Source organism: Micromonospora tarensis (assembly GCF_016803395.1).
GTDB classification, from domain to species: Bacteria; Actinomycetota; Actinomycetes; order Mycobacteriales; family Micromonosporaceae; genus Micromonospora; species Micromonospora tarensis.
The window spans coordinates 1-26,353 of sequence record NZ_JAEVHL010000072.1 but is presented as its reverse complement, the minus strand read 5'-3'; the positions used below and the strand labels follow the sequence as shown (position 1 = coordinate 26,353).

General features: G+C 70.5%; 20 protein-coding genes. 10 read left to right on the top strand and 10 right to left on the bottom strand.

All coding sequences use genetic code 11. From position 1 onward, the window contains the following. On the bottom strand, positions 1–3,022 hold a 3,022-nt coding region (locus JM949_RS16235; protein ID WP_203149296.1), incomplete at its 3' end, for a BTAD domain-containing putative transcriptional regulator. Positions 3,023–3,141: 119 nt separating this feature from the next. Here JM949_RS16235 and JM949_RS37145 point away from each other — a divergent pair. The 6 genes from JM949_RS37145 (at position 3,142) to JM949_RS16210 (ending at position 8,011) form a co-directional block, all read left to right on the top strand. Continuing rightward, a complete protein-coding gene (locus JM949_RS37145; RefSeq protein ID WP_238433270.1) occupies positions 3,142–3,546 on the top strand; it encodes a hypothetical protein in 405 nt (134 codons plus the stop codon). Then, a complete protein-coding gene (locus JM949_RS37140; protein WP_309232183.1) occupies positions 3,525–4,412 on the top strand; it encodes a GDSL-type esterase/lipase family protein in 888 nt (295 codons plus the stop codon). The genes JM949_RS37145 and JM949_RS37140 overlap by 22 nt, the downstream gene beginning before the upstream one ends. Positions 4,413–4,526: 114 nt before the next feature. Beyond that, the gene (locus JM949_RS16225) at positions 4,527–5,129 is read left to right on the top strand and encodes a dihydrofolate reductase family protein (RefSeq protein ID WP_203149295.1); all 603 of its coding nucleotides are present in this window, start codon (positions 4,527–4,529) and stop codon (positions 5,127–5,129) included. Positions 5,130–5,323: 194 nt separating this feature from the next. Then, entirely contained in the window at positions 5,324–6,676 is a 1,353-nt protein-coding gene (locus JM949_RS16220; RefSeq protein ID WP_203149294.1) for a cellulase family glycosylhydrolase, read from the top strand. A 142-nt stretch (positions 6,677–6,818) separates the two neighbouring features. Further along, the gene (locus JM949_RS16215) at positions 6,819–7,382 is read left to right on the top strand and encodes a hypothetical protein (RefSeq protein ID WP_309232182.1); all 564 of its coding nucleotides are present in this window, start codon (positions 6,819–6,821) and stop codon (positions 7,380–7,382) included. A 74-nt stretch (positions 7,383–7,456) separates the two neighbouring features. After that, positions 7,457–8,011 (top strand): dihydrofolate reductase family protein, encoded by a 555-nt coding sequence (locus JM949_RS16210; protein WP_203149293.1) that lies wholly within the window; start codon positions 7,457–7,459, stop codon positions 8,009–8,011. Between the two features lie 9 nt (positions 8,012–8,020). Here the strand turns inward: JM949_RS16210 and JM949_RS16205 are convergent, their stop codons facing one another. Genes JM949_RS16205 through JM949_RS16190 form a run of 4 tightly spaced genes read right to left on the bottom strand, consistent with a single transcriptional unit; the run spans position 8,021 to position 14,858 of the window. Next, positions 8,021–11,062 (bottom strand): BTAD domain-containing putative transcriptional regulator, encoded by a 3,042-nt coding sequence (locus JM949_RS16205; protein WP_238433269.1) that lies wholly within the window; start codon positions 11,060–11,062, stop codon positions 8,021–8,023. Positions 11,063–11,113: 51 nt separating this feature from the next. Then, positions 11,114–12,349, bottom strand: a complete 1,236-nt coding sequence (locus JM949_RS16200) for a histidine decarboxylase (RefSeq protein ID WP_309232181.1) — start codon at positions 12,347–12,349, stop codon at positions 11,114–11,116. Further along, a complete protein-coding gene (locus JM949_RS16195; protein ID WP_238433268.1) occupies positions 12,346–13,395 on the bottom strand; it encodes a hypothetical protein in 1,050 nt (349 codons plus the stop codon). The genes JM949_RS16200 and JM949_RS16195 overlap by 4 nt, the downstream gene beginning before the upstream one ends. A gap of 59 nt (positions 13,396–13,454) precedes the next feature. Continuing rightward, positions 13,455–14,858, bottom strand: coding sequence for an APC family permease (locus JM949_RS16190; protein WP_309232180.1), 1,404 nt, complete (start codon positions 14,856–14,858; stop codon positions 13,455–13,457). 645 nt (positions 14,859–15,503) lie between these two features. Here JM949_RS16190 and JM949_RS16185 point away from each other — a divergent pair. Further along, a complete protein-coding gene (locus JM949_RS16185; RefSeq protein ID WP_203149291.1) occupies positions 15,504–17,378 on the top strand; it encodes an adenylyl cyclase in 1,875 nt (624 codons plus the stop codon). A gap of 214 nt (positions 17,379–17,592) precedes the next feature. On the opposite strand, the gene JM949_RS16180 is transcribed toward JM949_RS16185, so the two are convergent. Then, positions 17,593–18,393 carry a hypothetical protein gene (locus JM949_RS16180; protein ID WP_203149290.1) on the bottom strand — a complete coding sequence of 267 codons (801 nt, stop codon included), beginning with the start codon at positions 18,391–18,393 and terminating at the stop codon, positions 17,593–17,595. Between the two features lie 371 nt (positions 18,394–18,764). Between JM949_RS16180 and JM949_RS16175 the strand changes: the two genes are divergently transcribed. Beyond that, entirely contained in the window at positions 18,765–21,152 is a 2,388-nt protein-coding gene (locus JM949_RS16175; RefSeq protein ID WP_203149289.1) for a galactose-binding domain-containing protein, read from the top strand. A 122-nt stretch (positions 21,153–21,274) separates the two neighbouring features. Here the strand turns inward: JM949_RS16175 and JM949_RS16170 are convergent, their stop codons facing one another. Both JM949_RS16170 and JM949_RS16165 read right to left on the bottom strand, forming a co-directional pair. Further along, complete coding sequence (locus JM949_RS16170) at positions 21,275–21,841, bottom strand: hypothetical protein (protein ID WP_203149288.1); 567 nt, start codon at positions 21,839–21,841, stop codon at positions 21,275–21,277. Positions 21,842–21,915: 74 nt separating this feature from the next. Continuing rightward, positions 21,916–23,355, bottom strand: coding sequence for a KAP family P-loop NTPase fold protein (locus JM949_RS16165; protein WP_203149287.1), 1,440 nt, complete (start codon positions 23,353–23,355; stop codon positions 21,916–21,918). A gap of 181 nt (positions 23,356–23,536) precedes the next feature. Here JM949_RS16165 and JM949_RS16160 point away from each other — a divergent pair, with 181 nt between their 5' ends. After that, positions 23,537–24,094: an HD domain-containing protein gene (locus JM949_RS16160; protein WP_309232179.1), complete on the top strand. Its 558-nt coding sequence runs from the start codon at positions 23,537–23,539 to the stop codon at positions 24,092–24,094. On the opposite strand, the gene JM949_RS16155 is transcribed toward JM949_RS16160, so the two are convergent. After that, a complete protein-coding gene (locus JM949_RS16155; protein ID WP_203149286.1) occupies positions 24,082–24,552 on the bottom strand; it encodes an NUDIX hydrolase in 471 nt (156 codons plus the stop codon). The two genes, JM949_RS16160 and JM949_RS16155, sit on opposite strands and share 13 nt — an antisense overlap. A gap of 27 nt (positions 24,553–24,579) precedes the next feature. Next, the gene (locus tag JM949_RS16150) at positions 24,580–25,329 is read right to left on the bottom strand and encodes a helix-turn-helix domain-containing protein (protein WP_203149285.1); all 750 of its coding nucleotides are present in this window, start codon (positions 25,327–25,329) and stop codon (positions 24,580–24,582) included. Between the two features lie 414 nt (positions 25,330–25,743). On the opposite strand from JM949_RS16150, the gene JM949_RS16145 reads away from it, so the two are divergent. Next, on the top strand, positions 25,744–26,353 hold a 610-nt coding region (locus JM949_RS16145; RefSeq protein WP_238433267.1), incomplete at its 3' end, for a helix-turn-helix domain-containing protein.

Below are 26,353 nucleotides of genomic sequence, written 5' to 3'. Positions count from 1 at the left end.
CCAGGACCTCGCCACGGGTCCTGGTCGGCACCGAGTTCCGCCGCGACATCGGCGCCCGCAGGTGCCAACCGAGCGCCGCCGCCGGGTCACCGCGCAGTTCGGCGACGTACCCCAGCTCGGCCAGGACCCCGGTCAGGTAGAAGGGCTGCCCCGGCCCGTCCTGCTGCCGCGCGGCGGCGTCCAACAGGTTGCGCAGGTGGGCTTCCGCCGTGTCGAGGCTGCCCTCCCGCCGCGCGGCGGCGGCGAGACACAGCTCCGCGAAAACGATGCCGAGCGGAGAACCCTGCTCGGTGGCCAGCCGCAGCCCACGAGCGCAGAGCTCCCGCGCCTTCGGGTAGTCACCCCGTTGCAGCGCCACCCAGCCCAGCCAGCAGAGCTGGCCGGACATCTCGAACCACAACCCCAGGTCCTCCGCCACCCGCAGCCCGTCCTGGTACAGCCGATCGGCCCGTTCGTAGTCACCGGCCAGGCCCGCCTGGGCGCCGAGCCACTCCGTGGCCTGCATCAGCCCCCACCGGTCACCGAGCCGCTGGAACAACGCCGCGCTCTCGGCCCCATCCCGTGCCACCGCCGGCCCATCTCCCCGGGTGTGCGCGAGCTTGGCACGCAGACCCAGCGCGGCGGCCACCACCCACTCGTCGCCAAGCAGCCGCGCCTCGGCCACGACCCGGTCGAGCAACTCACCGGTCGCCGCCACGTCACCGAGGTCCACCTCGGCGTAGGCGAGGAACCACTGGGCCCGGAGGCGGTCCTGCGGGTCGTCGACGTCCGCGTATCCCTCGATGGCCGCCCGGTGGCGCGCCGGCCAGTCCGCGACGTCGCCGGACAGGAGAGCGAACCCGAGATGCCAGGCCACGGCCCGGGCACGGGGGGCGGCGGCGCCGTCTGACGGGCAGTCCAGCGCCGCCCGGAGCCGCCGCCGCGCCTCGGTGAACCGGCCGCGGAGGAACCAATACCAGCTCAGCGCGTTCGCCAGGCGCAGCGCGAGGTCCCCGTCGCGCTGCCGCACCGCGGCGTCCAGCGCGCCCCGCAGATTGGCGGACTCGGCGTCGAGCCGCCGCAACCAGCGGCGTTGGCCCGGACCGTGCAGGTGGTGATGCGCCTGCTCGGCCAGCTCGGCGTGGTAGCGGTGGGCCCGGGCGCGGATCTGGTCGAGTTCACCGGCCGCGCGCATCTGGTCCACGCCGAAGGCGGCGACGGATTCCAGCAGCCGAAAGTGCGGGGTGCCGTCGCGCGGCGCGACGACGACCACCGACCGGTCGACGAGACGGGCCAGCAGATCCGCGACGCTCGCGGCGGGCACGCCGTCGGGTGCGCAGACGGCCCGCACCGCGTCGATGCCACCCCCGTCGGCGTACGCGGCCAGCCGCCGCCACACCACCCGCTCCGCTTCGGTGAGTAGCTGCCAGCTCCAGTCGAGCATCGCCAGCAGCGTCCGCTGCCGAGGCGGTACGCCCCGGTGCCGGGCACCCAGCAGCCGGAACCTGTCACCGAGCCCGGCGACCAGACCCGGCACGCCCAGCCCGCGAACCTGGGTGGCCGCCAGCTCCAGCGCCAGCGGAATCCCGTCGAGCCGGCGACACAGGGTGGCGACGGCCCCGGCGTTCTCGGCGGTGAGCACGAAACGCCGGTCGGCCGCGGCGGACCGGGTGACGAAGAGCCGTACCGCGCTGGAGCGCTCCAGGGTGGTCACGTCGGTTCCGCCGGTCGGGTCGGGCACCGGCAGCGGCGGTACGGCCCACACCACCTCGCCGGCCAGCCCGAGCGGCTCGCGGCTGGTCGCCAGCACGTGCAACCCGGGTGCCGCCCGCAGCAGGGCGGCGGTCAGCTCCGCGACCGGTTCCACCAGGTGCTCGCAGTTGTCCAGCACGAGCAGGAGTCGACGGTCGCCCAGCACCCGGGTAAGCCGGTCGACCGGTGTGCTCGCCGTGCCCGCCTCGGCGGCGTCGCGGACGTCGAGCACCGCCAGCACCAGCCCGGCCAACGCGTCCACCAGGTCGGGCGCGTCGGACCGCTCGATGCCGGCCAGCTCCACCAGCGAAGCCCCGGCCGGGAACGCGGACCGCCGAGCGAGCTCAAGGGCGAGCCGGGTCTTGCCGACCCCGCCGATCCCGGTGAGGGTGACCAGGCGGTTGCGCTCCAACTCCCCGACCAACTCGGCGGTTTCGGTCTCGCGACCGATCAACTCGGTCAACGGGGTCGGCAGGTTCGTCCGCGCGGGGGCGGCCATCCCGGCGGCCCGGCTGACCGTGCTCGCGGGCACCGGCGGCCCGGCAAGGGTCGGATCGTGGGCGAGGATGCGCCGGTGCAGCGCGGCCAGCTCCGGCCCGGGATCAAGCCCCAACTCGTCGCGGAGCCGGACCCGCAACTCGTCGTAGCTGCTCAACGCCTCGGACTGTCGCCCCGCCCGGTACAGGGCGAGCATGTGCAGCCCCCGCGCCCGTTCGCGCAGCGGCTGCCGGGCCAGCAGATCGCCGAGGTCACCGACGACCTCCGCGTGGTCGCCCAGCGCCAGCCGGTCGTCGAGATGCTCCTCGCTGACGAGGAGCCGTTGCTCCTCAAGCCCGGCCACCGCGGCGGCGGTGAACGACGCGTCGTGGAAGTCGGCGAAGGCGGGCCCCCGCCACAGCGCGAGCGCCGCCGAGAAGAGCGCGACGCGGGATCGCCGGTCCGGGGCAGCGCGAGCCTCCGACGCCAGCCGCTGAAAACGGCCGGCGTCGACATCGTCGCGATCGACGAGGATCCGGTAACCGGGCGGCGGCGACCGTACCAGTTCCCGGGCGCCCGGCTCGGCGTCGGCCAGCACCCGACGCAGCTGGGACACCTTGGCGGACAGCGCGCCGGCGGCGTTCGCCGGCGGCGCGTCGCCCCACAGGTAGTCGATGAGCCGATCCGCCGGCACCGGTTGCCCGTCGTGCAGCAGCAACGCGGCGAGCAGGGTCCGGACCTTCACTCCGGGAACCGCTACCACCGCGCCGCGCGTGGTCCACACCGTCAACGGGCCCAGCACCCCGAACCGCATGTCGGCCACGATACGACCCCACCTACCGAGGGGGAGAAGAGCGTAAAGAAACGGTAAGGCGGTCGGCGCAGGGTGAACCACGTCGCAACACCCACCGCGGATCCGGAAGGGACATTCCCATGAGCCTGTCGACAGGCCGCATCCTCCCCGTAGTCACCACTCTGCTCATGCTGGTGCCGGCCGTCCCGGCGAGCGCCACGACCACCGGGCGCGACAGCCCGGGCGGCTGGTCGGCGGCCTGGTCGACGGCGCACCACCACCCCGTGCCGGGCAACGACTGGGACGGCCCGAACTGGTCCGTACCCGGCTTCGCCGACCAGTCGGTACGACAGGTGGTCCGGGTCAGCGCGGCCGGCTCCCTGATCCGGATCCGACTGTCCAACCGGTACGGCAGCCAACCGTTGCGACTGACCGGCGCCACCGTCGGCCGTCCCACCTCCGGGGCGGCGGTGCGGCCCGGCAGCCTGCTTCCGATTACCTTCGACCGCCGGCGTCGACCACCGTGCCCGTCGGAGCCGAGCTGACCTCCGATCCGGTGCGCCTGCCGGTACGGGCGCTGGAGGCGTTGACCGTCACGCTGTACTTCGCCGGTCCCACCGGCCCGGCGACCTTCCACCAGAGCGGGCTCACCAGCACGTACCGCGCCACTGGTGATCATCGCTTCGATCACCGCGCCGCCGCGTTCACCGGCGAGACCAGTCAGTCCTGGTACCACCTGGCCGGCGTGGACGTCGCCGGGTCGCCCCGCACCCGGGGCACGGTCGTGACCTTCGGCGACTCACAGACCGACGGCTACGGTTCCACTCCCGACGCCGACAACCGTTACCCGGACCAGTTGGCCGAGCAGTTGGTCGGCGCCGGCCGCCCGCTGGCCGTCGCCAACGCCGGCATCGGCGGCAACAAGCTGCTCGCCGACTCGACGTGTTACGGCGAGCGGGGCGTCACCCGGTTCCGACGCGACGCGCTTGGGCAGCCCGGCGTGCGGGTCGCGGTCGTCCTGATCGGCATCAACGACATCGGCGGCGGTGGCTACCCCGACTTCGGCTGCGGCGCCTCCCCGGTGGTGACCGCCGGCCAGCTCATCGACGGGCACCGCGCGCTGATCCGGGCCGCCCGTGCCGAACGAGTCACCGTCATCGGCGTCACGATACCGCCGATGAAGAACGCGATTGGCTACGACACCGCGTCCAACGAGAAGATCCGCGACGAGGTGAACCGCTGGATCCGCGACGGTGGCGAGTACGACGCCGTGGTCGACCTCGACCGGGTCCTCGCTGATCCGGCCGACCCGGACGCCCTGCGGCCCGCGTACGACCACGGCGACCATCTGCACTTCAACGACGCCGGGGCGACCGCCGCCGCTGCCGCCGTCGCCGCGCGGATTCGCTGAGAAGTTTCGCCGGACGTGTCGAGGACGGTCATGCCGGCTTCGACCATGGGGTGAGGGCCGGACACCCCCGGTCCCACCGCCAGGCTGACCCAGCACCGAGCAAGGAGTGGATCGATGACGAAGGTGACGACCGGCGCGACGATGTCGTTGGACGGCTACATCGCGGACGCGTCCCACGGTGGCTTCGAATACCTCTTCCAGTGGTATTCCCACGGCGACGTCGAGACGCCGACGGCCCATCCCGAGATGACCTTTCGGACCTCCGCCGCGAGCGCCCGGCACCTGCGGGATCTCATCGAGCGCACCGGCGCGCTCGTCGTCGGCCGGCGGCTCTTCGACATGACCAGCGGGTGGGGTGGCCGGCATCCGATGGACGTGCCGGTCGTGGTGGTCACGCACAGCGTGCCGGAGGGCTGGGAGCCGGAGGGCGACTCCTTCGTCTTCGTCACCGACGGCATCGAGAGTGCCATCGCCCGGGCGAAGGCGATCGCCGGTGACAAGGAGGTCGGTGTCAACGGCGGCACCATCGCCGCTCAGGTCCTGGAGGCCGGCCTGCTCGACGAGGTGCACGTCGACCTCGTCCCGGTCCTGCTCGGCGCCGGCATCCCGCTCTTCGCCGAGCTGAAGATCGCGCCGGTTCAGCTGGACGGTCCGTTCCGCGTCGTCGAGGGCGACGGGGTCACCCACCTCGCCTACCGGGTACGCCGGGAGGCCTGAACGGCGACGGGGGTCGGCCCGGTCGAGGGCGGCCCCCCTCGCGCCGGTCGCGGGCCGGCCTGCGCCGTTCGAACAGGCGCGGGAGTGGTCGGGGTGACGGGACGCCATCTTGCCCCCATCGGCGCTGATCGATATTGTGCGGCAAGGCGCCGCCCCGCCTCAGACCACCACTGTCGATCCGAAGCGGGTTCAGCATGCGCACACTGAGACTTGTCACGACTCTGGCCGTCGCCGGCCTGCTCGCCGGTGGGGTGGCCCTGGTCGCCGCCACACCGGCGAGCGCGGCGACCGCGGTGTTCTCGGTGACGAACAACTGGGGCAACGGCTACCAGGGCCAGGTCACCGTCACCAACAACACCTCCGCGCAGATCACCAGCTGGCGCGTCGAGTTCGACCTGCCCTCCCCGTCGAGCGTCAGCCAGTCGTGGAACGCCCAGCAGGCGGCCTCCGGAAGTCACTACACCTTCACCAACGTGTCCTGGAACGGCACCCTCGCCGCTGGCGCGTCGACCTCGTTCGGCTTTCTCGTCAACGGCACCGGCACGCCGCTGAACTGCACCGTCAACGGCGCCGCCTGCGCCGGCGGCCCGCCGCCGACCACCCCGCCCCCGACCACTCCACCGCCGACCACGCCGCCACCGACCACCGGCACGCCGGTCGAGCGGTACGGGCAGCTGCGGGTCTGCGGCACGACGATGTGCGACAAGAACGGTGCGCGGGTGCAGCTGCGCGGCATCAGCAGCATGTGGCTCAACTGGGAGACCGCCCCGTACGCCGAGAACCTCTCCGCGCTGCGCTGGATGCGGGACAACTGGAACCTCCAGGTGATCCGCGCGGCCATGGGCGTCGAACCGGCGGGCGCGTACCTCAGCGACCCGAACAAGGCGCGTACGCAGGTGGAGACCATCATCAACAACGCGGTCACCGCCGGTGTCTACGTGATCGTCGACTGGCACGCGCACGAGGCGCAGAACAACCAGTCCCAGGCGGTGGCGTTCTTCGGGGACCTGGCCCGCCGCTACGGCCACCTGCCCAACGTCATCTGGGAGCCGTACAACGAGCCGTTGCAGGTCAGCTGGACCAACGTCATCAAGCCGTACCACCAGGCGGTGGTGTCCGCGATCCGCGCCGCCGACCCGGACAACATCGTGGTGCTCGGCACCCCGACCTGGTCGCAGGACGTGGACGTGGCGGCGGCCAGCCCGGTCAGCGGCACCAACCTGATGTATACGCTGCACTTCTACTCGTGCACGCACGGCTCGTCGTTGCGGGCCAAGGGTGACGCCGCGATCCGCGCGGGTCTGGCGCTGTTCGTCACCGAGTGGGGCGCCAGTAACGCCGACGGCGGCCTCGACGGCCGGGCCTGCCTGCCAGAGGCGCAGTCCTGGATCGACTGGATGAAGGCGAACGGCATCTCCTGGACGGCGTGGAAGCTCGACGTCGGCACCGACACCACGAACCTGCTCAGCCCCGGCGCGCCGGTGACCGGCGGGTGGAACAACTACCTGCACGGCCACGCCCCGTTCGTGGTCTCCAACATGAGGTGACCCGACGCGGCCGCGCCGGAACCGCGCGCGGTCAGATCACCGCTGTCGGGTGCGCGGCCGGCGGGACGCTTCGACAGCGGTGGTCGCGGCACCGCGCGGCCGCGACCGCGACCGCCGTCGACCCAGGCGTTATCCTGCGCCCGTGGAGGCAGCGACGCGGGGTGAGCGGTTGGCCGCGGACCTGGATCGCTGGCTGACCGAGGTGACCTTCGTCGATCTGGACACCGACGAGGTCACCGCGTTGGTGATCGACTCGGTGGTGCGGTGGGCCGAGGCGCAGGGCTGGCGGGTCTACCGGCGCGCGCCCAGCGTGCTTCCGCTGCCACCGCCGCTGGAGCAGCGGCACTCCGTTCTCGACGTGGCGTGCGCCCGCCCGGACGGCCCGCCGGTGGTGGTGGAGGTCGACCACACCGACCGGGCCCGGACGGTGCGGAAGCTGCACGCGGAGGCGGACGCCGGCCGGATCCCGATCTGGGTGCGGTGGGGCGTCGGGCGGTTCACCGCGCCACCACCGCCGGTGCGGATGGTGACGTTCGAGGTGACCCGCCGGGCCGGGCCGGCGGGGCGCGGACGGCTGCACAGCCGGGTCGGCGACCGCCCCGCGCCGGCCCACTCGCCCGGCGGCGGCACCGTCGCCACGCAGCCGCTGCCGATCCCATTGACCGAGCTGCCCGGCGCGGCCGAGGGCCCCGGTAAGGGCACCTGAAGCGAATCGTAAGCGGGCGTTGGCAGAGTTCTGGGTGTCACCGGAGAGCACGAACCGACAGCCAGGAGATCCCGATGCGCAAGCTCGTCAACTCGACCTACATCACCCTCGACGGCGTCATCGAGAACCCCATGTGGACGTCGCCGTACTTCGACGAGGAGGCCAGGGGCCTCGCCAGCGAGCAGACCGACGAGGCGGACGCGATGCTGATGGGCCGGGCCACCTACGACGGGATGTCCGTCGCCTGGCCGCAGCAGGACGAGAACGACCCCAACACGGGTGCGGCCTACTTCAACAACGTGAAGAAGTACGTCGCCTCGACCACCCTGACCAACCCCACCTGGAAGAACACGGAGGTCCTCCAGGGCGACCTCGTCGAGGCGGTCACCGCGCTCAAGGCCCAGCAGGGCAAAAACATCATCCAGTACGGCTTCGGCTCGGTCACCGCCCAGCTGATCCGGGCCGGACTGGTGGACGAGGTCCGCTTCTGGATCCACCCCGTCCTGGAGGGCGCCGCCAGCGTGACGGTGCCGCTGACCGACTTCAAGGCCTCGTTCGACCTGGTCGACACCCGGGTGCACAAGAGCGGCGTGATCGTCGCCTCGTACCGACCCAAGGCGACCGCCTGAGCCGGCCGGTCAGAGCTGAGCCCGGGCCTCGCTCGGGCTCAGCTTCGTGCCCTCGGCAAGCAGCGCCTCGAAGCGCTCCGAGCCGAGTTCGGCCCGCAGGCGTTCGGTCACCCGGTCGATCTCGTCACGTTCGGCTGGCGCGGCGGGGGACTGCGCCGCGAGCCGGGCGGCGGCCGCAGCGCCCAGCAGCCGGGCGGCGACCTCGGGGGAGCGCACCGCCGCCGCCATCCCCTCCAGCGGGTTGACCGCGTCCCGCGGCGCCGCCATCGCCACGGCGACCTCGAACGCCTCGATGTGCAGGGCCAACGCGGCGTCCGGGTCGCCGCCCTGCTCGACCGCGTAGCCCAGCTCGACCAGGACCATCGGCAGGTAGAGCGCTGGCGAGTCCTCGCTCCGGCCCAGGTCGGCGAGGTGGGTGAGGTGCGTGACGGCCAGGTCGAGCTTGCCGTCGCGGCGGGCGGCCAGCCCGAGGCTCATCTCAGCGAAGACCCGCGCGCCGGGTGAGCCCTGCTCCGCCGCCAGGTCGTACGCGCGTTCGGCCAGCTCCCGGCCCTGGGCGTAGTCGCGGGTCTGTACGGCGAGCCAGGCCAGCCAGGACAGCTCGGCGCAGACCTGCGGCCACAGCTCCAGCTCCTCGGCCCAGCGCAGGCCCTCCCGATGCAGCGCGATGGCGCGCTCGTGCTCGCCGCGCATGTCGGCCAGCCCACCCACCCACTCGGTGGCCCGGAGCCGACCCCACCGGTCGCCGATGTCGGCGAACAGCCTGGCGCTGCGGGTCGCGGTGGCCTCCAGGGTGGCCTGGTCACCGTTGGCGTGCGCGATGTGGGCGAGGGAGGAGAGGACCGCTGCCTCGATCCACGGGTCGCCGACGGCGGTGGGCAGCAGCTCCGACGCCAGCGCCAGGTCACTGTGTTCGATCACGGCGTTGGCCGCGAACCACGCCGCGTGGCCGTCCGGGGCGGCGGCGACCGCGGCGCGCACGACGTCCGACGCGACCGCCTCGCCCTGCAACAGGGCGAAGCCCACCCGCCAGGAGGCCGCGCGGGCCTCCTGCTCCGGATCGCCGGACACGGACAGCGCGCGCCGTGCCTCGGTGAGCCTGCCGCGCAGGAACCAGTACCAACAGAGGGCGACCGCCAGGCGCAGCCCGCCACCGTGCACCAGCGCCGACCGTAGGTTGGCCAGCTCCACGTCCAGCAGCGCCAACCAGCGCTGCTGGTCGGCCCCGCGCAGCCCGGCGTCGGCGGTCTCGGCCAGCCGGGTGTAGTAGGCGGCGTGGCGGGCGTGAACCTCGTCGGCGTCGCCCAGCCGCTCCAGGCAGAACGCGGCCACCGATTCGAGCAGCCGGTAGCGAGGGCTCGCGCCGGAGTCGTCGAGCACCACCAGCGACCGGTCCACCAGCCGGGCCAGGGCGTCCAGATCGGTGCGGCAGACCTCCTCGGCGGCCTCCGGCGGGCAGCCGTCCGGAAACACCGCCAACCGGGCGAGCACCCTCCGGTCGGGCTCCTCCAGCAGGTCCCAACTCCAGCCAATCACCGCGGTCAGCGTCCGCTGCCGGGGCGGCACGTCCCGCTGCGCGGTGGTGAGCAGCTGGAACCGGTCGTCGAGGCGGTCCACCACCCCCCGCACGCCCAACGCGCGCACCCGGGTCGCCGCCAGCTCCAGCGCCAACGGAAGTCCGTCGAGGCGACGGCAGAGCTGAGCCACCGCCGGCGCGGTCCGTTCGTCGAGGCGGAAACCGCGCTGCTGCGCGGCGGCCCGGGCGGCGAACAGCCGCGCCGCCGCCGAGCCGCGGACCGCGTCCAGGTCGGCCTCCTCCGGCAGGGACAGCGGGGGTACCTCCCAGAGCAGTTCCCCGGTCAGCCCGAGTGGCTCCCGGCTGGTGGCCAGCACCCGCACCTCGGGCGCGTCGCGCAGCAGCCGGGCGACCAGCGCGGCCACCGACTCGACGACGTGTTCGCAGTTGTCCAGCACGAGCAGCAGCTGCCGGTGCCGCAGGGCCGTGACCACCCGGTCGACGGGGGACAGGCTCGTGCCGCTGGCCTCGTGGATGCCGAGGGCACCGAGCACCTGCTCGGCGACGCGTACGTCGCCCGCCGGCAGCGGCGCCAGCTCGACCAGCTGGACGCCGTCCGGGAAACTCTGCGCGCGGGCGGTCTCGGTGGCCAGCCGGGTCTTGCCGACACCACCCGGCCCGACCAGCGTGACCAGTCGCTGCCGGGGCGGCAGGGTGCGCAGCTCGGCCAGCGCCTCCGCCCGACCGACCAGTTCGTCGAGTGGGGGCGGCAGGCCGGTGCGGATGGTCGCGGCCTTCGGCGGTGCGCTCAGGCCGGCATCCTGTTCGAGGATCCTGCGGTGCAGGGCGACCAGCTCCGGGCCGGGGTCGAGACCCAGCTCCTCGGCGAGCCGGTCGCGCAGCTCGGCGTAGCTGTCCAACGCCTCGGACTGGCGACCGGCCGCGTACAGCGCGCGCAGCTGCACCGCCCGCAGCCCTTCGCGCAGCGGATGCCGGGCGACCAGCTCGGCCAGGTCCGCGACCAGCAGGTCGTGCTCACCCCGGGCCAGCCGGGCCTCGGCCAGCCGCTCCTGCACGGCGAGGCGCTGCTCGGTCAGGCGGGACACCTCGGCCCGGACGAACTCGGCGTCGGCCACGTCGGCGTACGCGTCGCCGCGCCACAGGGCCAGCGCCTCGGTCAACCGCTCCACGTCGGTGCTGCGGGCCAACTCGTCGAACCGGACGGCGTCGAGCGCGTCGACCCGCAGCAGGTAGCCGGGCGGCCGGGACTCGACCAGCTCGCGCGCGCCCGGCTCGGCGTCGTTGAGCGCCTTGCGTAGCTGCGACACCCGCACCTGGAGGGCGCCGGTCGGGTTGACGGGTGCGGCGTCACCCCACAGGTCGTCGACCAGGCGGTCCGCCGAGACCACCTGGTTGCGGTTGACCAACAGGTCGGCCAGCAACGCCCGCACCTTCGCGCCGGGCACCACGACCGGCTCGCCGGCGTCCGTTGTCACGGCGAGCGGCCCGAGCACCCCGAACTGCACGGCGGTCATCCTAGCCGCGCGGAGGTGGCCCGCCGCCGACAGTGAGCGCCGCGCGCCGGCCTAGGGTCCGCTGGCGCCGGCGTGCTGCGCGGTCACTGTCTGCGGCCCTCGACGCTGCTGCGGCACCGGCATTCCGTTGCGGCTCGCGGTCTGCAGGTCGGCGACCAGCGCGTCGATCTGGCCGCGGGTCACTCCCGGCATGCAGATGGTGTGCGACCACGGCCCGTCGGTGGCCAACAGCCACTTGCGGGTCACCGCCGCCGGCGGGGTGGCCAGCACGACGGTGAAGGCGTGCGGGTGGCGCCAGGCGGGCCAACCGATCGCGGTGAGCTGTTCGACGGCGTACCCGGCCAGGTCCCGGGCGCGGGCGGTCCGGGCCCGGTGCCCGTCCCGGCCGTGCGCGGCGATGGCGCACCACAGCAGGGCGGCGGCCTGCCCGCACCGGGAGCCGCTGACTGTGGTGTCGAGGGTGGCGGTGTACGCGACGCGCCGGCCGGGCCGGCGGATGCTGTCGCGCATCAGCACCAACCCGCACGGGATCGGGGTGCCGAAGAACTTGTGACCGGACAGGGAGACGCTGTCCACGCCGCTGCCCTGGGCGAGGGTGAGGACCCCGTCGAGGGCGAGCGGGATGCCGGCGAGAGCGGCGTCGACGTGCACGTGTCGCCGGTCCACGCCGGCCTCCCGCAGCACGGCGTCGACCCGGGCCGGGTCGTCGACGGCCTCGGTCATCGTGGTGCCGGCGGTGGCCACGACGATCGCCGGACGGCGCCCGGACCGCCCGACGAGCGCGGCGAGATGCTGATAGTCCATCTCGCCGCGCTCGTCGACGTCGACAAGCTCGTGTCGGGCGCCGATGATGTCGACGATCTTCCCGATCGAGTAGTGCGCCGCCCGGGAGTGGTAGACGACCGCGTTCGGGTGGCGGCGGTGCGCGGCGTGCAGCGCGGCGAGGTTGCCCTCGGTGCCGCCGGCGGTGACGTAACCCCACCGGTCGTCGTCCGGGAGGGCGAGCAGATCGGCGCACCAGTCGACCACCGCCCGCTCCAGCACCTTGGTGTGCGCGCTGCCGCCCGGGTCGGACTGCGGGTCGCCGACGTTGTTGAACAGCCGCCCGAACAGTGGCAGGACCGGGGTGTAGTCGATGTCCACCGCCCCGGGAAAGCCGATGGCGGTGGGCTGCCCGTCGCTGGCGTGCTCCAGCAGCGCCCGGACCACCGCGGCCACGTTGATGGTGTCGGAGCGCAGGTCGACGGCGGCGGCTTCCAGGACGGCGGGTCGATCGGGTGCGCTCACGCCTGCCGTCCGGCGACCAGGTGCTCGGTGAGGATCCGGTGCAGCCCGGCGAGCTGCGCCCACGCCGCGCGCAACCACTGGTCACCCTGCTCGGTGAGGTCGGCGTACGGGTCGTAGGGCCAGCGGCGGGAGGCGTCGAGGCGGCGGTTGCTGGTGATGCCGTCGTCGCCGAGGCGCCGGTGCGGGTCGCGCACCATGCGCAGCGCGGTGCCGTCGATCAGCCAGGCCAGCCCCTGCCCGGACAGGTCGAACACCGATCGGGGGCGCGGGGTGTTCAGCGGTTGCGAACGCACCGAGTTGGCCACCGTGTGCCACGGGCCCTCGTCGCTGTCCAGCGTGGTCACCCCCACGCCCACGTAGGAGGCGTCGCGGGGCATGTCCAGATCCCCGCCGTTGACCATCGACCCCTCCGGCCCGCGAGGGTCCCACCGCCGGCCCTGGGCGGTGGCCCGAGCGACGTTGCCGGCGGCAGTGCGGGACAGGTCGTGCAGCACCCGGGGCAGGTCGTCGGACTCCGGGCCGGCCAGGAAGAGCCGGGTGGCGATCAACAGCCGGTAGCCGTGCGGCATGTGCTGGTCCGGGGTGGTGTAGAACAGCACCACCCCGTGCGGGCCGAGGGCGTTGCGCTTGCCGATGCGGTCGAAAGCCTCATGGCAGTGCCGGGCGTTGACCCCGCGCAGCCGGGACGCGACCTGCAACCGGAGGTCCACCCACACGCGTTCCTGCGGGCCGTACTCGTCGGGTTCGGTCGGTGCCGGCGGCGCCTGTGGGACGTCCGGCGGTGGCAGGTGCGGCGGTGGCTCCTGCGACCGCGGCGGCGGGGGCTCGGCCCACCGCTGCGACGCGGCGGGCTGCGGGTCGCTCTCGTACGTCGACGGCCGGGTCCACCGCCTGGTCGCGTCGAAGGGGGGATCGGGATCGTAACCGGGCTGGCCGGTCCAGTTCCCGCTGGCGGTGCCCGCCGGCGAGGTGCGGCGCGGGGGCGGACCCTCGGCGCCGTACTCGGCGGCCGGCTGACTGGCCGCCGGACGGCCGCGATCGTCCACATTCATGTGGTGCCGCCCTGGTGGTGGTGTCATCGGGTACGTCATCGTCTGGCCCCGTCCTAGAAGGTGACGCCGACGTCGTCCGGCACCGCGTGGGTGTCTGGGCGGCCTTGGCTGATGCCCTGGTACACCTCCGGCCGGGAACGCCGCAGCGCGCCCGCCCACAGGCTCCCGCAGATCGCGGCGGCCGCGATGATCAGGGGTAGCAGGAAGGGGGACCAGGACCCCTCGGCGGCGCCCAGCAGCGACCCCACGTTGATCACCATCGCGCCGAGGACGACAGCGCCGAGAGCGACGCCGCACAGCGGCGCGATGACCGACGTGCCGGCCCCGACCCCGGACAGCAGCCCGTTGCGCGCGCCGACCGCCGCGACCGAGGCGGCCAGCAGCAGGCACAGCAGCCCGAGCGCGCCCAGCGTCGACAGCCAGGTGAACAGGGTGGCCACCGGGTCGGCGTGCAGCGCCGCGAAGACGACCACCACCACCGCGGCGATCCCGGTCTGGAGCAGTGACCCGCCGATCGGGGCGCTGACCCGGGTGCCGCTGCCCGAGCGGGCCAGCGCCGCTGGCAGCACCCCCTCGCGGGCCATCGCGAAGACGTACCGGGCCACCACGTTGTGGAAGGCCAACAGGGAGGTGACGATCGCGAAGATCAGCATCATCTGCGCCAACGGCGTCATGAACCCGCCGAGACCCTGCTCCAGCACCGAGAACGGCAGGCCACCGTCCGGGTCGGCCGCGACGGCGGCCACGTTGTCCGGGCCGACCGCGACGCCCATCGCCCACGCCGTTCCGGCGTACACGACGGTCAGGAACAGCACGCCGGCGAAGACCGCCCGGGTCACTCCGGAGCTGTCCCGGCTCTCCTCGGCGAAACTCGCGGGCGCGTCCACACCCATCAGCGCGGCCAGGCACAACGCGACCGCGCCACCGATGCCGCTGACCCCGAGCCCGGAGGCGGCGAAGCCCTCCCAGGACAGGGTGCCACCCGCCGGGTCGGCCAGCGCCGACGCCACGAAGAGCACGATGATCACCAGTGAGCCCGCCAGCACCGTCGCCAGCAGCATCGTGGACAACGCGACGGCGCGCACACCGAGCACCGCCACCATGATCAGACCGACGCCGGCCCACACCCACCAGCTTCCGCCGATGAGGCTGGCCAAGGTGGCGCCGAGCAGCCCGTAGAGGCTGATCTGGATGGCGTTGTAGGCCACCAGGGCGACCGCGCCGCCGGCCACACCCCACCGCCGGTTCAACCCACGGGTGAGGATGGCGTAGTAGGCGGCGGCGTGCGGCACCTGCCGCGACATCGCGGTGTATCCGACCAGCAACAGCGCGACGACACCGCCCACCAGCAGGAACACCAGCGGCACGGTGGTCACCTGGGTGCTGGCGTAGGTGGCCACGATGCCGCCGACGAGCACCACCATGGGTGCCGACGCCGCGGCGCCGAATACGCCCATGCCCACGCGCTGAGCGTCTTACGCGCCAGCGCCACCTGCACATGCATGCTCACCGGGAGCCTCCCGCACTACGGGCCGAGGCGTTCGTCCACCACCCGGATCGGCCACCCGACCGGTCGTGACGGCGCACCCCAACCCTCTCCTCTGGATTGACCAGCCACCGGGCCGAAGGTGTCGACCCCCGCTGCCCATCGGGCCGCTCTCGGCGGATCGGGTGCCCTGACCGCGCGTCGCGCACGGCGAACAGTTCGGTGGCACCCGATGATCCCCAAGGGCGGGCGTTCTTCCACCGTGCGAACAAATTCTTCGATCTGGAGTGGACGAACGGAGTGGCCGGGCCGGGCAGGCTCAGCATGATGGGTCCTCCGGAAGGGGCAGACGACGTGCGAGAAGCGGGTGACTGATTGATCACCGGGGGTGCCGGGGTCACATTACTGGAGATCGTTATTGTCGGCTATCCGTAGTCGCGTGCATCTGGTCCGTTGATATTCGGGTGCGGCGCTCGTGGCGTGCGGTCGAGTCAACGGGTAGAAACATGTGCACCCCTTCGTCTCGGCCGCACCGTCGGACGCGGGGGTTAGAGAGCGCTCTCACCGCCCCAGCTGCGTCGGAAGTACGCTCCGGCCAGCGGAGAGGACGAACCAGATGACAGTCCCGTCCCACAGTGCGCGCCGGAGATCCGGCCGCACCCTGCTGCTCGCGCTGGCGTTGACCACAGCCGTCACGATGACCGGCACCCCGGCCCTCGCCGGCCGCCCGACACCCGGCGCACCCGACTTCGGCCCGAACGTGACGATCTTCGACCCGTCCATGCCGGTCGGTGCGATCCAGCAGACCCTCGACGCCGCACACGCCCGCCAGGTCGACAACGAGATGGGCGCCGAGCGACACGCCTACCTGTTCCGGCCGGGCACCTACGGCACCGCCGAGCAGCCGTTGCAGGCCAAGGTCGGCTACTACACCGAAGTGTCCGGCCTGGGCGCCTCGCCGACCGACGTCACGATCAACGGCAAACTCGAGGTCTACAACCGCTGCCTGGCCGACGGCGGCACCGGCAACTGCCTGGCGCTTGTCAACTTCTGGCGCACCCTGTCCAACCTCTCACTGACCATCAACGCGGCCGGGCAGGACGACTGCCGGTCGACGGCGAACTTCTGGGCGGTGTCCCAGGCGGTGTCGATGCGCCGGCTGAACATCAGCGGCGGCGGGCTGTCCCTGATGGACTACTGCACCGCCGGCCCGCAGTACGCCAGCGGCGGGTTCATCGCCGACTCCCGGCTGCCGGCCACCACCAACGGATCACAGCAGCAGTGGCTGACCCGTAACAGCGAGGTCGCGAGCTGGTCCAACGCGGTGTGGAACCAGGTCTTCGCCGGGGTCGAGGGCGCGCCGGACGACGCCACCTTCCCCGACCCGCCGTACACCACCCTGGAGACCACGCCGGTCAGTCGGGAGAAGCCGTACCTCTTCGTCGACGGCAAGGGTCGCTACCACGTCCGGGTGCCCTCGGCGCGGCGTGACAGCCGGGGCGTCTCCTGGGCCGGCGGCCTGACGCCGGGCCGGACCATCGGGATCGACGACTTCTTCATCGCCAAGCCGTCCGACCCGGTGCGTGTGATCAACAGCCAACTCGCCCGCGGAAAGCACCTGCTGCTCACCCCCGGCACGTACGACATCGCGCGCAGCATCGAGGTCCGGCGTCCGGACACCGTGGTGCTCGGCATCGGGCACGCCACGCTCACCGCCGTGAACGGCGCCGTTCCGCTGGACGTGGCCGGTGTGCCCGGGGTGATCGTCGCCGGTGTCACCATCGACGCCGGCGCCGTCGAGTCGCCGGTGCTGCTGCGGGTCGGCCGGCAGCACGGCCGCAACGCCAGCAGCCCGACCAACCCGACCACGCTGTCCGACGTGTACTTCCGGGTCGGCGGCCCGCACATCGGCCGGACGAACACCGCGCTGGAGGTGAACAGCGACAACGTGCTCATCGACCACACCTGGGTGTGGCGTGGCGACCACGGCGTGGAGGGCTTCACCGAGGGCGTCAACGGGGACACCGAGCGGTGGCGCACCAACACCGGTCGGTACGGCGCGGTCATCAACGGTGACCACGTGACCGCGACCGGCCTGTTCGTGGAGCACTTCCAGCGCTACAACACGGTCTGGAACGGCGAGCACGGCACCACGATCCTGTATCAGAACGAGCTGCCGTACGACCCGCCGACGCAGGCCGACTGGATGAACGGCGCGGTCGAGGGTTGGGCCGGTTACAAGGTCGGTGACCGGGTGCGCCAGCACACCCTCTACGGCGGCGGGGTGTACGTCTTCAACCAGAACAACCCGTCGATCCGCACCGAGAACGGCTTCGAGGTCCCGAACCGGCCGGGGGTGCGGCTGCACCACGTCATGACGGTCAACCTCAGCGCCGGGACGATCGACCACGTGGTCAACGGCGTCGGCGACGCGGCCGACATGACCAGGGTCGGCGCCCCGGTCTACGTCACGCGGTATCCGACCCCGTAGGGATCTCGGGCGTACCGACGGGCCGGAGCCGGCAAAGCTTCGGCCCGTCGGCCGTTTCCGGCGCTGGCCGACCGCGTCAACGGTGTCGAATTCCTGTCGATGACCTGCCACACCGGGTGGAGAGGGTCCCGACCTCGGTCAGGACCCTCTCCGCACTGGTTCAGCTCAGCTGGTGCGTGTCACAGCTCAATCGACGCGCGGGACCGGCGCGAGATCAGCCGTGCCGTTGTACCGGCGATGACCATGACGAGGCCGGTGCCGAGGAACCACCACAGGCTGCCGGCGCTGTCACCGGTGACAGGCAGGGTTGGGCTGGCCGTGGGGGCCGGCGGGGGCTGTGTCGGGTCACCGGGTCGGGGCGGCCGTGGGCTGCGGTCGGGGACGGTGTGGGCTGCGTCGGCGTGGCGGTCGGCGTCGGCGAGGCCTGCAGGGGGCGTTCGCAGCGGGCCTCGGCCAGGATGACGGAGCCGACGGGGATGTCCAGCAGCGGTCCACCCACGATGGTGCCGGTGAGCCTGATGGTGGCCTGGACAGCGATGGCCGTGGCGCCGTCCGCGGTGGTTGTCTCCACGTTGGTGAGCGTGACGTTCAAGCTGGCGCCGGTCAGTCCGGCGACCGTGACGGCGGCGCTGGCGGTGACGCCGGGGGTGTTCGGCAGGAGCTCGACCGGCTCGCCGAAGAGTTCCAACCCGACGAAGGTGGTGTCTGCGGTTTGGGCGCCGACCTGCGGGCAGGCCACCGCCGCCGTGATCACGTCGGCGTCGATCACCGACGTGCCGAGGACGCCCAGCGCGAGGTCGGCGATTTCGGCATTGGCGGAGGAGGCCGTGTCGCCACGAGTGGCGCTGACCTCCACCACGGTGCCGGAGGCGGTGACCCCCAGAGCGCCGGGGATGGTGATCGCCAGAGCGGTGTCGCTGTCCGTGCCACCGCCCGCCGGGGCAGTCGCGGTGCCAATGACGGCATCGGCGGTGATCACCGGAAGGCCGAGCACCGACGCGGACAGGTCAACCACAACTCCTCGGGCGCTGGCGTCACCAGGTGCCGCGACAGCCGGGGCTCCTCCGGAGAGGACCATCACTCCCGCGGCCGCCACCGCGACCGCTCCAGTAGCTGAAAGTCGCTGGGAAAATCTCACGTTGTCGCCTCTGATCAGTCAGCCCTTCCCGACCGTCGAGAAGGCAACGCCGAGGCTATGTCCGATAAGTCATCAATAGGACGGTTTTGCAGAAAAATGTCGTAGTCTGAGCGGCGCTCACAATCAACAGGCTCACCTCTTCCTATGTGTTGAACAAAAATTCCATCGATCAGTCTAACTATTGCGGGTTGCCATCCGCTGCTGCCACGATGGCCGTCAATGCCTTCCGTCCCGAAGGAGTGGTCGTCATGGCGGTCTCCCGCCGCAGGTTCGTCACGTCGGTGCTGGCCGGGTCCGCCCTGGCCACCGCTTCCAGCACCGAGCTGCTCACCACACTGGCCAGCCCCGCGCACGCCGCCAGTCCCCCCGGGGACGTGGTCGGCAAGGTGACCGTCGGCTACCAGGGCTGGTTCAGCGCGCCCGGTGACGGGGCGCCGATCGGCGGGTGGTGGCACTGGAGCCGGGACCGGTTCCAGCCCCCGTCGCCGGCCAACACCACGATCGTGTCCTGGCCGGACATGCGCGAGTACACCCGCAGCTACCCCACCGCCTACCCCAACCTCGGCAACGGCCAGCCGGCGACCCTCTTCTCCTCCTACGACCAGCAGACGGTGGACACCCACTTCCGGTGGATGCAGGAGTATGGCTGCGACACCGCCGCGCTGCAACGGTTCAACCCGACGGGCGGCGAGGGCCCGACCCGCGACGCGATGACCCAGAAGGTGCGCTCCGCCGCCGAGCGCTACGGCCGCAAGTTCTACATCATGTACGACGTCACCGACTGGCTGACCTTCCAGTCGGAGATCAAGACCGACTGGACGACGAAGATGGCCGCGCACACCGCGTCCAGCGCGTACGCCCGGCAGAACGGCAAACCGGTCGTCTGCATCTGGGGTTTCGGCTTCAGCGAACCCAGCCGGCCCTTCACCCCGGGGCCCTGCCTGGAAGTGATCAACTGGTTCAAGGCGCAGGGCTGCTACGTCATCGGTGGCGTGCCCACCTGGTGGCGGCAGGGGATCGAGGACTCCCGCCCCGGCTTCCTCGACGTCTACCACGCGTTCCACGCGATCTCGCCGTGGATGGTCTACCGGGCCAGGACCGTGGAGGAGTTGGACTCCTACTACAACAACGTCAACGTCGGCGACATGGCCGACTGCGCGGCGCGCGGCATCGACTACCTGCCCTGCGTGATGCCCGGCGACCTGGCCGGCGGGCACCGCAAGCACGGCGACTTCTACTGGCGGCACATCTACAACATGGTCCGGCTCGGCTCCCAGGGGCTGTACGTGTCGATGTTCGACGAGTACAACGAGGGCAACCAGATCGCCAAGACCTCCGAGACGCAGGCCACCACCCCGGCCGGCGCGAACATCCGGGCGCTGGACGAGGACGGCGTCGCCTGCTCCGCCGACTACTACCTGCGGATCACCGCCGACGGCGGCCGGATGCTCAAGGGCCAGCTCGCGCTCACCCCGACCCGCCCGACGCCGCCGATGGTCGGCACCCCGCCCCCGACCGGCGGCGATCTCGCGGCCGGCCGGTCCACAGCGGCCAGCAGCCAGGGCGGCGGGTTCCCGGCGTCGAACGCGGTCGACTCCGATGCCGGCAGCTACTGGGAGAGCGGCGGCGGCGCGTTCCCACACTGGTGGCAGGTCGACCTCGGCGCCAGCCACCAAGTCAACAAGCTGGTGGTGCGGCTGCCCGCCGGCTGGGGCGCGCGCACCCAGACCATCACCGTGCAGGGCAGCGTCAACGGCAGCTCCTTCGCCACCATCGCCGCGGCCTCCGCGTTCGCCTTCGACCCGGCCACCGGCAACACCGTGACCCGCACGCTGACGACCACCACGGCGCGCTACGTCCGGCTGAGCATCGCCGGCAACACCGCCTGGCCGGCGGGCCAGCTCGCCAAGGTCGAGGTGTACGCCGGCGGCACCGTCCCGGACAACCCGCCGTCGACGCCGAGCGGCCTCACCGTGACCGGCAAGACGTCGACGAGCGTCTCCCTGTCCTGGACGGCCTCCACCGACGACACCGGGGTGACCGGCTACCAGGTGCGCCAGGGCGGCGCTGTCGTTGCCACCGTCACCGGCACCACGGCGACGGTGAGCGGGCTCAGCCCGTCCACCGCGTACACCTTCACGGTCGTCGCCCGCGACGCCGCCGGCAACACCTCCGGGGCGTCCAACGCGGTCACCGCCACCACGGACGCCGCAGCGAACTCTGACCTCGCTCGGGGTCGATCCACGTCGGAGAGCAGTCACGTCCAGAGCTACGCCTCCGGAAACGTGGTCGACGGTGATCCGAATAGCTACTGGGAGAGCGTCAACAGCGCGTTCCCGCAGTGGGTCCAGGTCGATCTGGGTTCCTCGCGTACGGTCGGCCGGGTGGTGCTGAAGCTGCCGCCGTCGTCGGCCTGGGGCAGCCGGACGCAGACGCTCTCGGTGCTGGGCAGCACCGACGGGTCGAGCTTCGGCACGCTCGTCGGGTCGGCGGGGCGGACGTTCGACCCGGCCAGCGGCAACCAGGTGACGCTGACGTTCACCGCCGGGCAGGCACGCTACGTGCGCGTCACCGTCACCGGCAACACCGGCTGGCCCGCCGGGCAACTGTCGGCCCTGGAGGTGTACGCCAGCTGACCCGGCGCGGACGGCCGCCGGGGGACCGGCGGCCGCCCACCCGGGAGGCAGCACTGTTCAGACAGCAGGCACACCTACGCCCGCAGTCCCGGATGATGCGCCCAACACTAAGGTTTCAGCAGTTACGCCGGCTCGGCTGTCTTGGCGGCGAGTGACCGTAGGCCTTGGCGAGCGATTCGACGACGGTTGGGCCAAGAGACGTCGTACCCGTCGATGACCCCCTCCGCCTCGTCGGGTGGCAACGCCGTGGCATATCCGCGCGCCTCGGGAAGCACCATCAGCAGGCGGTCGACGTTGAAGTCCATGATTTTGGGACGTTCAGCTACGCCGATTACCCATCCGATGGATACGAAGCGGGCCGCAACATCGTCAATTTTGCACCGGCCGCTGTTCAGGCCTTCGGTAATCTCGCTCGTCAACCTGCCGGCATCTCCCACGAGTTGAATAATCTCCGCTAGCGCTTGGACCGGCTCGTTGCCCGCGTTGTCCCTCGCGTTAATATTCTCCAAAATCCTGCCATGGGCGTGCTCAGCGAAGTGAATGGCTATCGCGTTCACTGGGCGGTCGTCAACACGATCCGCCTGATCCCTGATGGCGAGCCTTATCGCTTGAGTGAAGCGGTCTGTTCCTGCGGTGCTGATAAGTGCGCTGATATCCGCCTCGCTAGGAGTGACTGGCAGGCAGGTCAACAGGCGAGCGAACCAGCCAATTCCAGAGTCACTTACGCTGAAAAGTGCGTTACCTCGGTCTGGAAGCGTCTTCACTAGCCTGGCAACGTATTTGACAAGTGGAAGGATCTTTGATTTTTCCAGGCCATCTGACAGATGGATCGCCTTACGAATTCCCAGACGACCAAGTTTTTCGTCAGGTCCACGGACGACGGAAGCGAACGCAGAGAGGGCCGGCCGTCGACACCATCTGCAGCCTCCATCAGCGCTTGGGCGACAGTGGCATCTGCGATGTCGTCGTCTGAGATCCCAAGCGAGAAGTACCGGCCAAAGTAGTCGGGGTCGTGTATGCCCCGGCTTCCGACGGATCGGGAAATTGTTGCGCCTCCCATCGCGGGGAACATGCTCTGAAGTACGTTCTCGACGGGGGTAATTAACTTCTCTGGCACGCCAACGGCGCGAACCCGCTCTGTCCAGTCCTCTTCCCGCCGATCTGACTTCTGCCTTCGGCTCGGATTAAAACGTCCGGTCAACTCGGCCCGCCACCCGGGCAGTTCTTTATACAGATTCGGAAAATGCATCCTAAGGTGGGTGAGGAGAAGCAGATCGACAACGTCGATCTCGCCAGGCTCTAGCAGCGGAAGATACGCGCGAGCTTGCGCCAGGAATCGTTGGATCGTTCGCACGGTCGTCATGGTCTGGGCAAGTAGATCTTCGTACGCGAGTGCAAAACGTCGCGCCGCCTCGGTGTCCATCCGGTGACCAGATGCCCTTAGTACATCTGCTACGCCCGAGTCCAGCATGCGTTCGAGGTGCACACGGCGCGCTGGCGGCACCGTGAGCGGATACTGCACAATCTTCTCGAGATACGCCAGAGCCCGCTGGCTGCCGCTGCCGGCCACACCCGTGCCTTGCAAAACATCAACCAGCGTCTCTTGGTCGTAAGCGAGCAGATAATGCACCCCTGGGAAGCGTCCCAGCAGACGAATCGCCTTTAGGAACGCCGCTAGTTCCTCGGCTTCCAATCGGTCAATGTCGTCGGCAACAACGAGCACCGGTGTCTGCAATTTACTCAGTTGATCCGACGCCTCTTGGAATTGTTCATTCCAGGGCTTGGACTGTTCTAGTCGATTGAGCACCGCGTCGCCAGTGTCCTTGGCGGCCTGCCCAACGACCGGTATCGCTCCGAGGGCCGGCAGAACGAATTTTGCATAGCCTAACACCTTGGCCCTCGCTTCACCTTGCGGGGGAAGAGCCGAAACAATGGCGGCGAAGAACTCAGCCATAAGCCCATCGATGCTCGACGCAGCCCAGGGAGTGAAGTGGACCACCCGCCATGGCCCACCGACACGGTCGACCACAAAGTTGATTAAAGTTGTTTTGCCGCTACCCCATGGACTAATCAGACCAAAGACGGAGCTTCCACCGTCATCTGCGGCACGCATGATCAATTCCGCAACACGGTCTGCGAAGCGTTTACGGTCAAGCTGGTCGTCAGCGTCGTCGTCAAGCGCTTCATCGGTCCAGTGCGTCAAGGGACCCCGCCTCTCGTCAGATCGGTATGGCGCAAGCTGTCGTCCCGTTGCGGATAGCCAAGACCCGTCGCGGCCCAGCCAAGCTGAGAAGAATTTCAGCACACGAGGTGGCTGGATCGCGTGTGCCACGCAGGGCCATGAGCCGGTGGCCGGCGGGCCGCAGCAGCCGTAGGCTCGCGGCGTGCAGACTTGGGCCTACCATGCGGCAGAGGTGGCGGAACGACAACTGGCAGTAGCGTTGCCACGGAGATGGAGGCATGTCCGCGCTGTGGCCGTCAAGGCACGCCAACTAGAGCGCCTAACGCTCCCGGAAGATCAGGATCTGGTGGTTACCGCTGCTTGGCTCCACGACATTGGTTATGCCCCTGGCATCGTTGACACTGGCTTCCACGCCTTGGACGGCGCGCGGTGGCTTCTACGGCAGGGCCTCGCACCCCGGCTCGCGGGCCTAGTCGCCAATCACTCATGTGCTACGTACGAAGCCAAAGCGCGCGGACTGGCAGAGGAGCTTGCTGCGGAATTTCCGCTTGAAGAGTCACCCACATCCGATGTTCTGTGGTACGCGGACATGACGACGGGGCCTGACGGCCAGGAACTGAGCGTCGGGGAACGGCTCGCGGAGATTCGCTTAAGATACGGCCCCTACGATCCCGTGACGCGGTTCTGGCAAGAGGCGGAGGCGCCGCTGCTAGCTGTGATCGAGCGGGTGCGCTTCCGTATAGGAACTCAACCTATATAGGGCTTTTGTCGTTGTTCAAGACCTCGGTCGATGCGCAGCCGCATTGATGGATGGATCTGAAGCCTATCCAACTCTTCACGGCCAACCCACCTCACGGCCGAGGACTCATCGCTAGTCCTCGGCTTGCCAGCCACGTACCGACCGCGGAAGCAGATCGAGAACTGCTGCCTTACCTCGCCGTCGCCGTACTCAACCACGTGGTTCGGGTTGCTGTAGATCCCGACGATGCCGGCCACCTCGACCTCGACGCCGGTCTCCTCGCGAGTCTCCCGCATCGCCGTCTCGGAGATGTACTCGCCGAAGTCCTGGGCGCCGCCGGGTAGCGCCCACAGGCCGTTGTCGGTCCGCTGGATGAGCAGCACCCGCCCCTGCTCGTCTTGGACGAAGACGGTGACTGCCACCATGATGCTGTTCGGCTTCGGGGCATTCGGGTTGTTGAAGTGGTCGATCCGGGCCATGACTTCAGCCTCTCAGCGGCGGGCGGCTCAGTGTTCAGGCCAGACAGCACGCTTCTTCCCGAGGACTCGGTTGAAGCTGGCGACGTAGCTGTCGAACAGGTCCCCGCCGCCGAGCCGGCGCAGGTGCAACACTGGGGCGTACGCGGCCGGCGTGCCGTAGAGGTGGGTGTTGACCAGCATCTCGTCGTCGAAGCGGTAGATGGAGTTGTAAAGGATGGTGTCGTGGTAGTAGATCCCGACGTTGTCCAGGTCCCGCAGGTCTCTGTAGAACGCCAGCGCGTTCAGAATCTTGTTGGACATCGCTGGGCCGATGCCCTCGGCGTCTCCACGCTCGGTGATGTGCTCGCCCTCCGGGTCGCCGAATAGCAACTCCACCTGCGCCCCGGCCATCGCCTTCTCGCGAAGCGTTGTGATCCAGCGGTGGTTGAACTCGGGTAGGAACAGTCCTCCGTAGACCAGGACGCCGACCTGTCGGGTGGCCTGCTCTAGGAGCCGCTGCCAGAGGTCGGTGGGGACGGCTCCGCGGCGGGGGTAGATGTGAACGAGTTCCGACTGGCTGATCTGCACAGCTCGCTGCGTCGGGAGCGCGTCCGGCCAGAGGTACGACTCACTCTCGTTCAGCAGGTCGGCGATGGTGTGGCGATAGCGCGGGTACGGGTTGCGGGTCTGCGTCACCCACCGCTCGACAGTCTTCGGGTCGACACCGAGCTTTTCGGCAAGCGCCGACGCCGTCAAACCGTTCTTGAGCATGCCGTTGCGAAGACGGTCGTTCGGCATCGCGTCTCCTGCTCAGTGCGCTTGGGGACGGCATGGGGACGACCCAGCCTAACAAGGACGTCCCCAGTCGTCCGTGACTCGCGGTGAAGTTGTCATTACCGATCGGCGGAGCCTGGCTCCACAGGACAGGTCATCCAGACAGGACGCGAGAGGCCCGGCCGAAGTTCGGCGAGTCCAAGCGTCGGCATCGGCTGACGGAGGTGGGCATGCCAGACGACGAGTCGACGAGCAGAGCCGAGCAGTGTGAGGCGGCGGAGCGGGAGGCTGCCAAGCAGCGTCCCCTCGCGCAGGCCGAGGCGGAGCGCGTACCAGTAAACGACACGACCCGTGCGGTCCCGGACCGGCGGTGGCGGCGTGACCAGCGATGACCTCCCGATCGGTCGTCGCGTAGCGCGGTGGCGGGTGCGGCGGTCGATGACGCAGCAGATGCTCGCCGACCGGTTGCGCAGGTCGAAGAGCTGGGTGGACAAGGTGGAGCGGGGCGTGCGGACCCTGGATCGGTACTCGGTGATCCAGGAGTTGGCCCACGTCCTGCGGGTCGACCCGGAGGTGCTGCTCGGCCAGCCGCGGAGCACCCCGGCGGGCACGCCGGACGGGGTGGACGACATCCGGGCCGCTCTCGCCCGCTACGACATCCCGAGGGCTGCACCGCAGACGGACGAGCTGAGAAGGCAGGTCGGGCACGCCTGGTTGACCTACCAGCACGCGCACTACGGGCAGTTGGTGCGGGTGGTGCCGGGTCTGCTCGACGCCGTCCAGGGTGCGCGGTCGGCGGAGTTGCTGGTGCAGGCGTACCGGATCACCTCGTCGCTGCTGGTCAAGCTCGGCGAGGCCGACCTGGGCTGGTTGGCCGCCGACCGCGCGATGACCGCCGCCGGCGACGATCCACTGCTCGCGGCGGCGGCCACCATCTCGGTAGGCCAGGCGTCGCTGCTGGTCAAGCTCGGCGAGGCCGACCTGGGCTGGTTGGCCGCCGACCGCGCGATGACCGCCGCCGGCGACGATCCACTGCTCGCGGCGGCGG

Excerpts from the sequence above, each read along its gene's own strand:
- JM949_RS37145 (WP_238433270.1), top strand. The coding sequence starts at position 3,142 with ATGAGCCTGTCGACAGGCCGCATCCTCCCCGTAGTCACCACTCTGCTC.
- JM949_RS16225 (WP_203149295.1), top strand. The coding sequence starts at position 4,527 with ATGACGAAGGTGACGACCGGCGCGACGATGTCGTTGGACGGCTACATC.
- JM949_RS16220 (WP_203149294.1), top strand. The coding sequence starts at position 5,324 with ATGCGCACACTGAGACTTGTCACGACTCTGGCCGTCGCCGGCCTGCTC.
- JM949_RS16210 (WP_203149293.1), top strand. The coding sequence starts at position 7,457 with ATGCGCAAGCTCGTCAACTCGACCTACATCACCCTCGACGGCGTCATC.
- JM949_RS16205 (WP_238433269.1), bottom strand. The coding sequence starts at position 11,062 with ATGACCGCCGTGCAGTTCGGGGTGCTCGGGCCGCTCGCCGTGACAACG.
- JM949_RS16190 (WP_309232180.1), bottom strand. The coding sequence starts at position 14,858 with ATGGGCGTATTCGGCGCCGCGGCGTCGGCACCCATGGTGGTGCTCGTC.
- JM949_RS16185 (WP_203149291.1), top strand. The coding sequence starts at position 15,504 with ATGACAGTCCCGTCCCACAGTGCGCGCCGGAGATCCGGCCGCACCCTG.
- JM949_RS16175 (WP_203149289.1), top strand. The coding sequence starts at position 18,765 with ATGGCGGTCTCCCGCCGCAGGTTCGTCACGTCGGTGCTGGCCGGGTCC.
- JM949_RS16155 (WP_203149286.1), bottom strand. The coding sequence starts at position 24,552 with ATGGCCCGGATCGACCACTTCAACAACCCGAATGCCCCGAAGCCGAAC.
- JM949_RS16150 (WP_203149285.1), bottom strand. The coding sequence starts at position 25,329 with ATGCCGAACGACCGTCTTCGCAACGGCATGCTCAAGAACGGTTTGACG.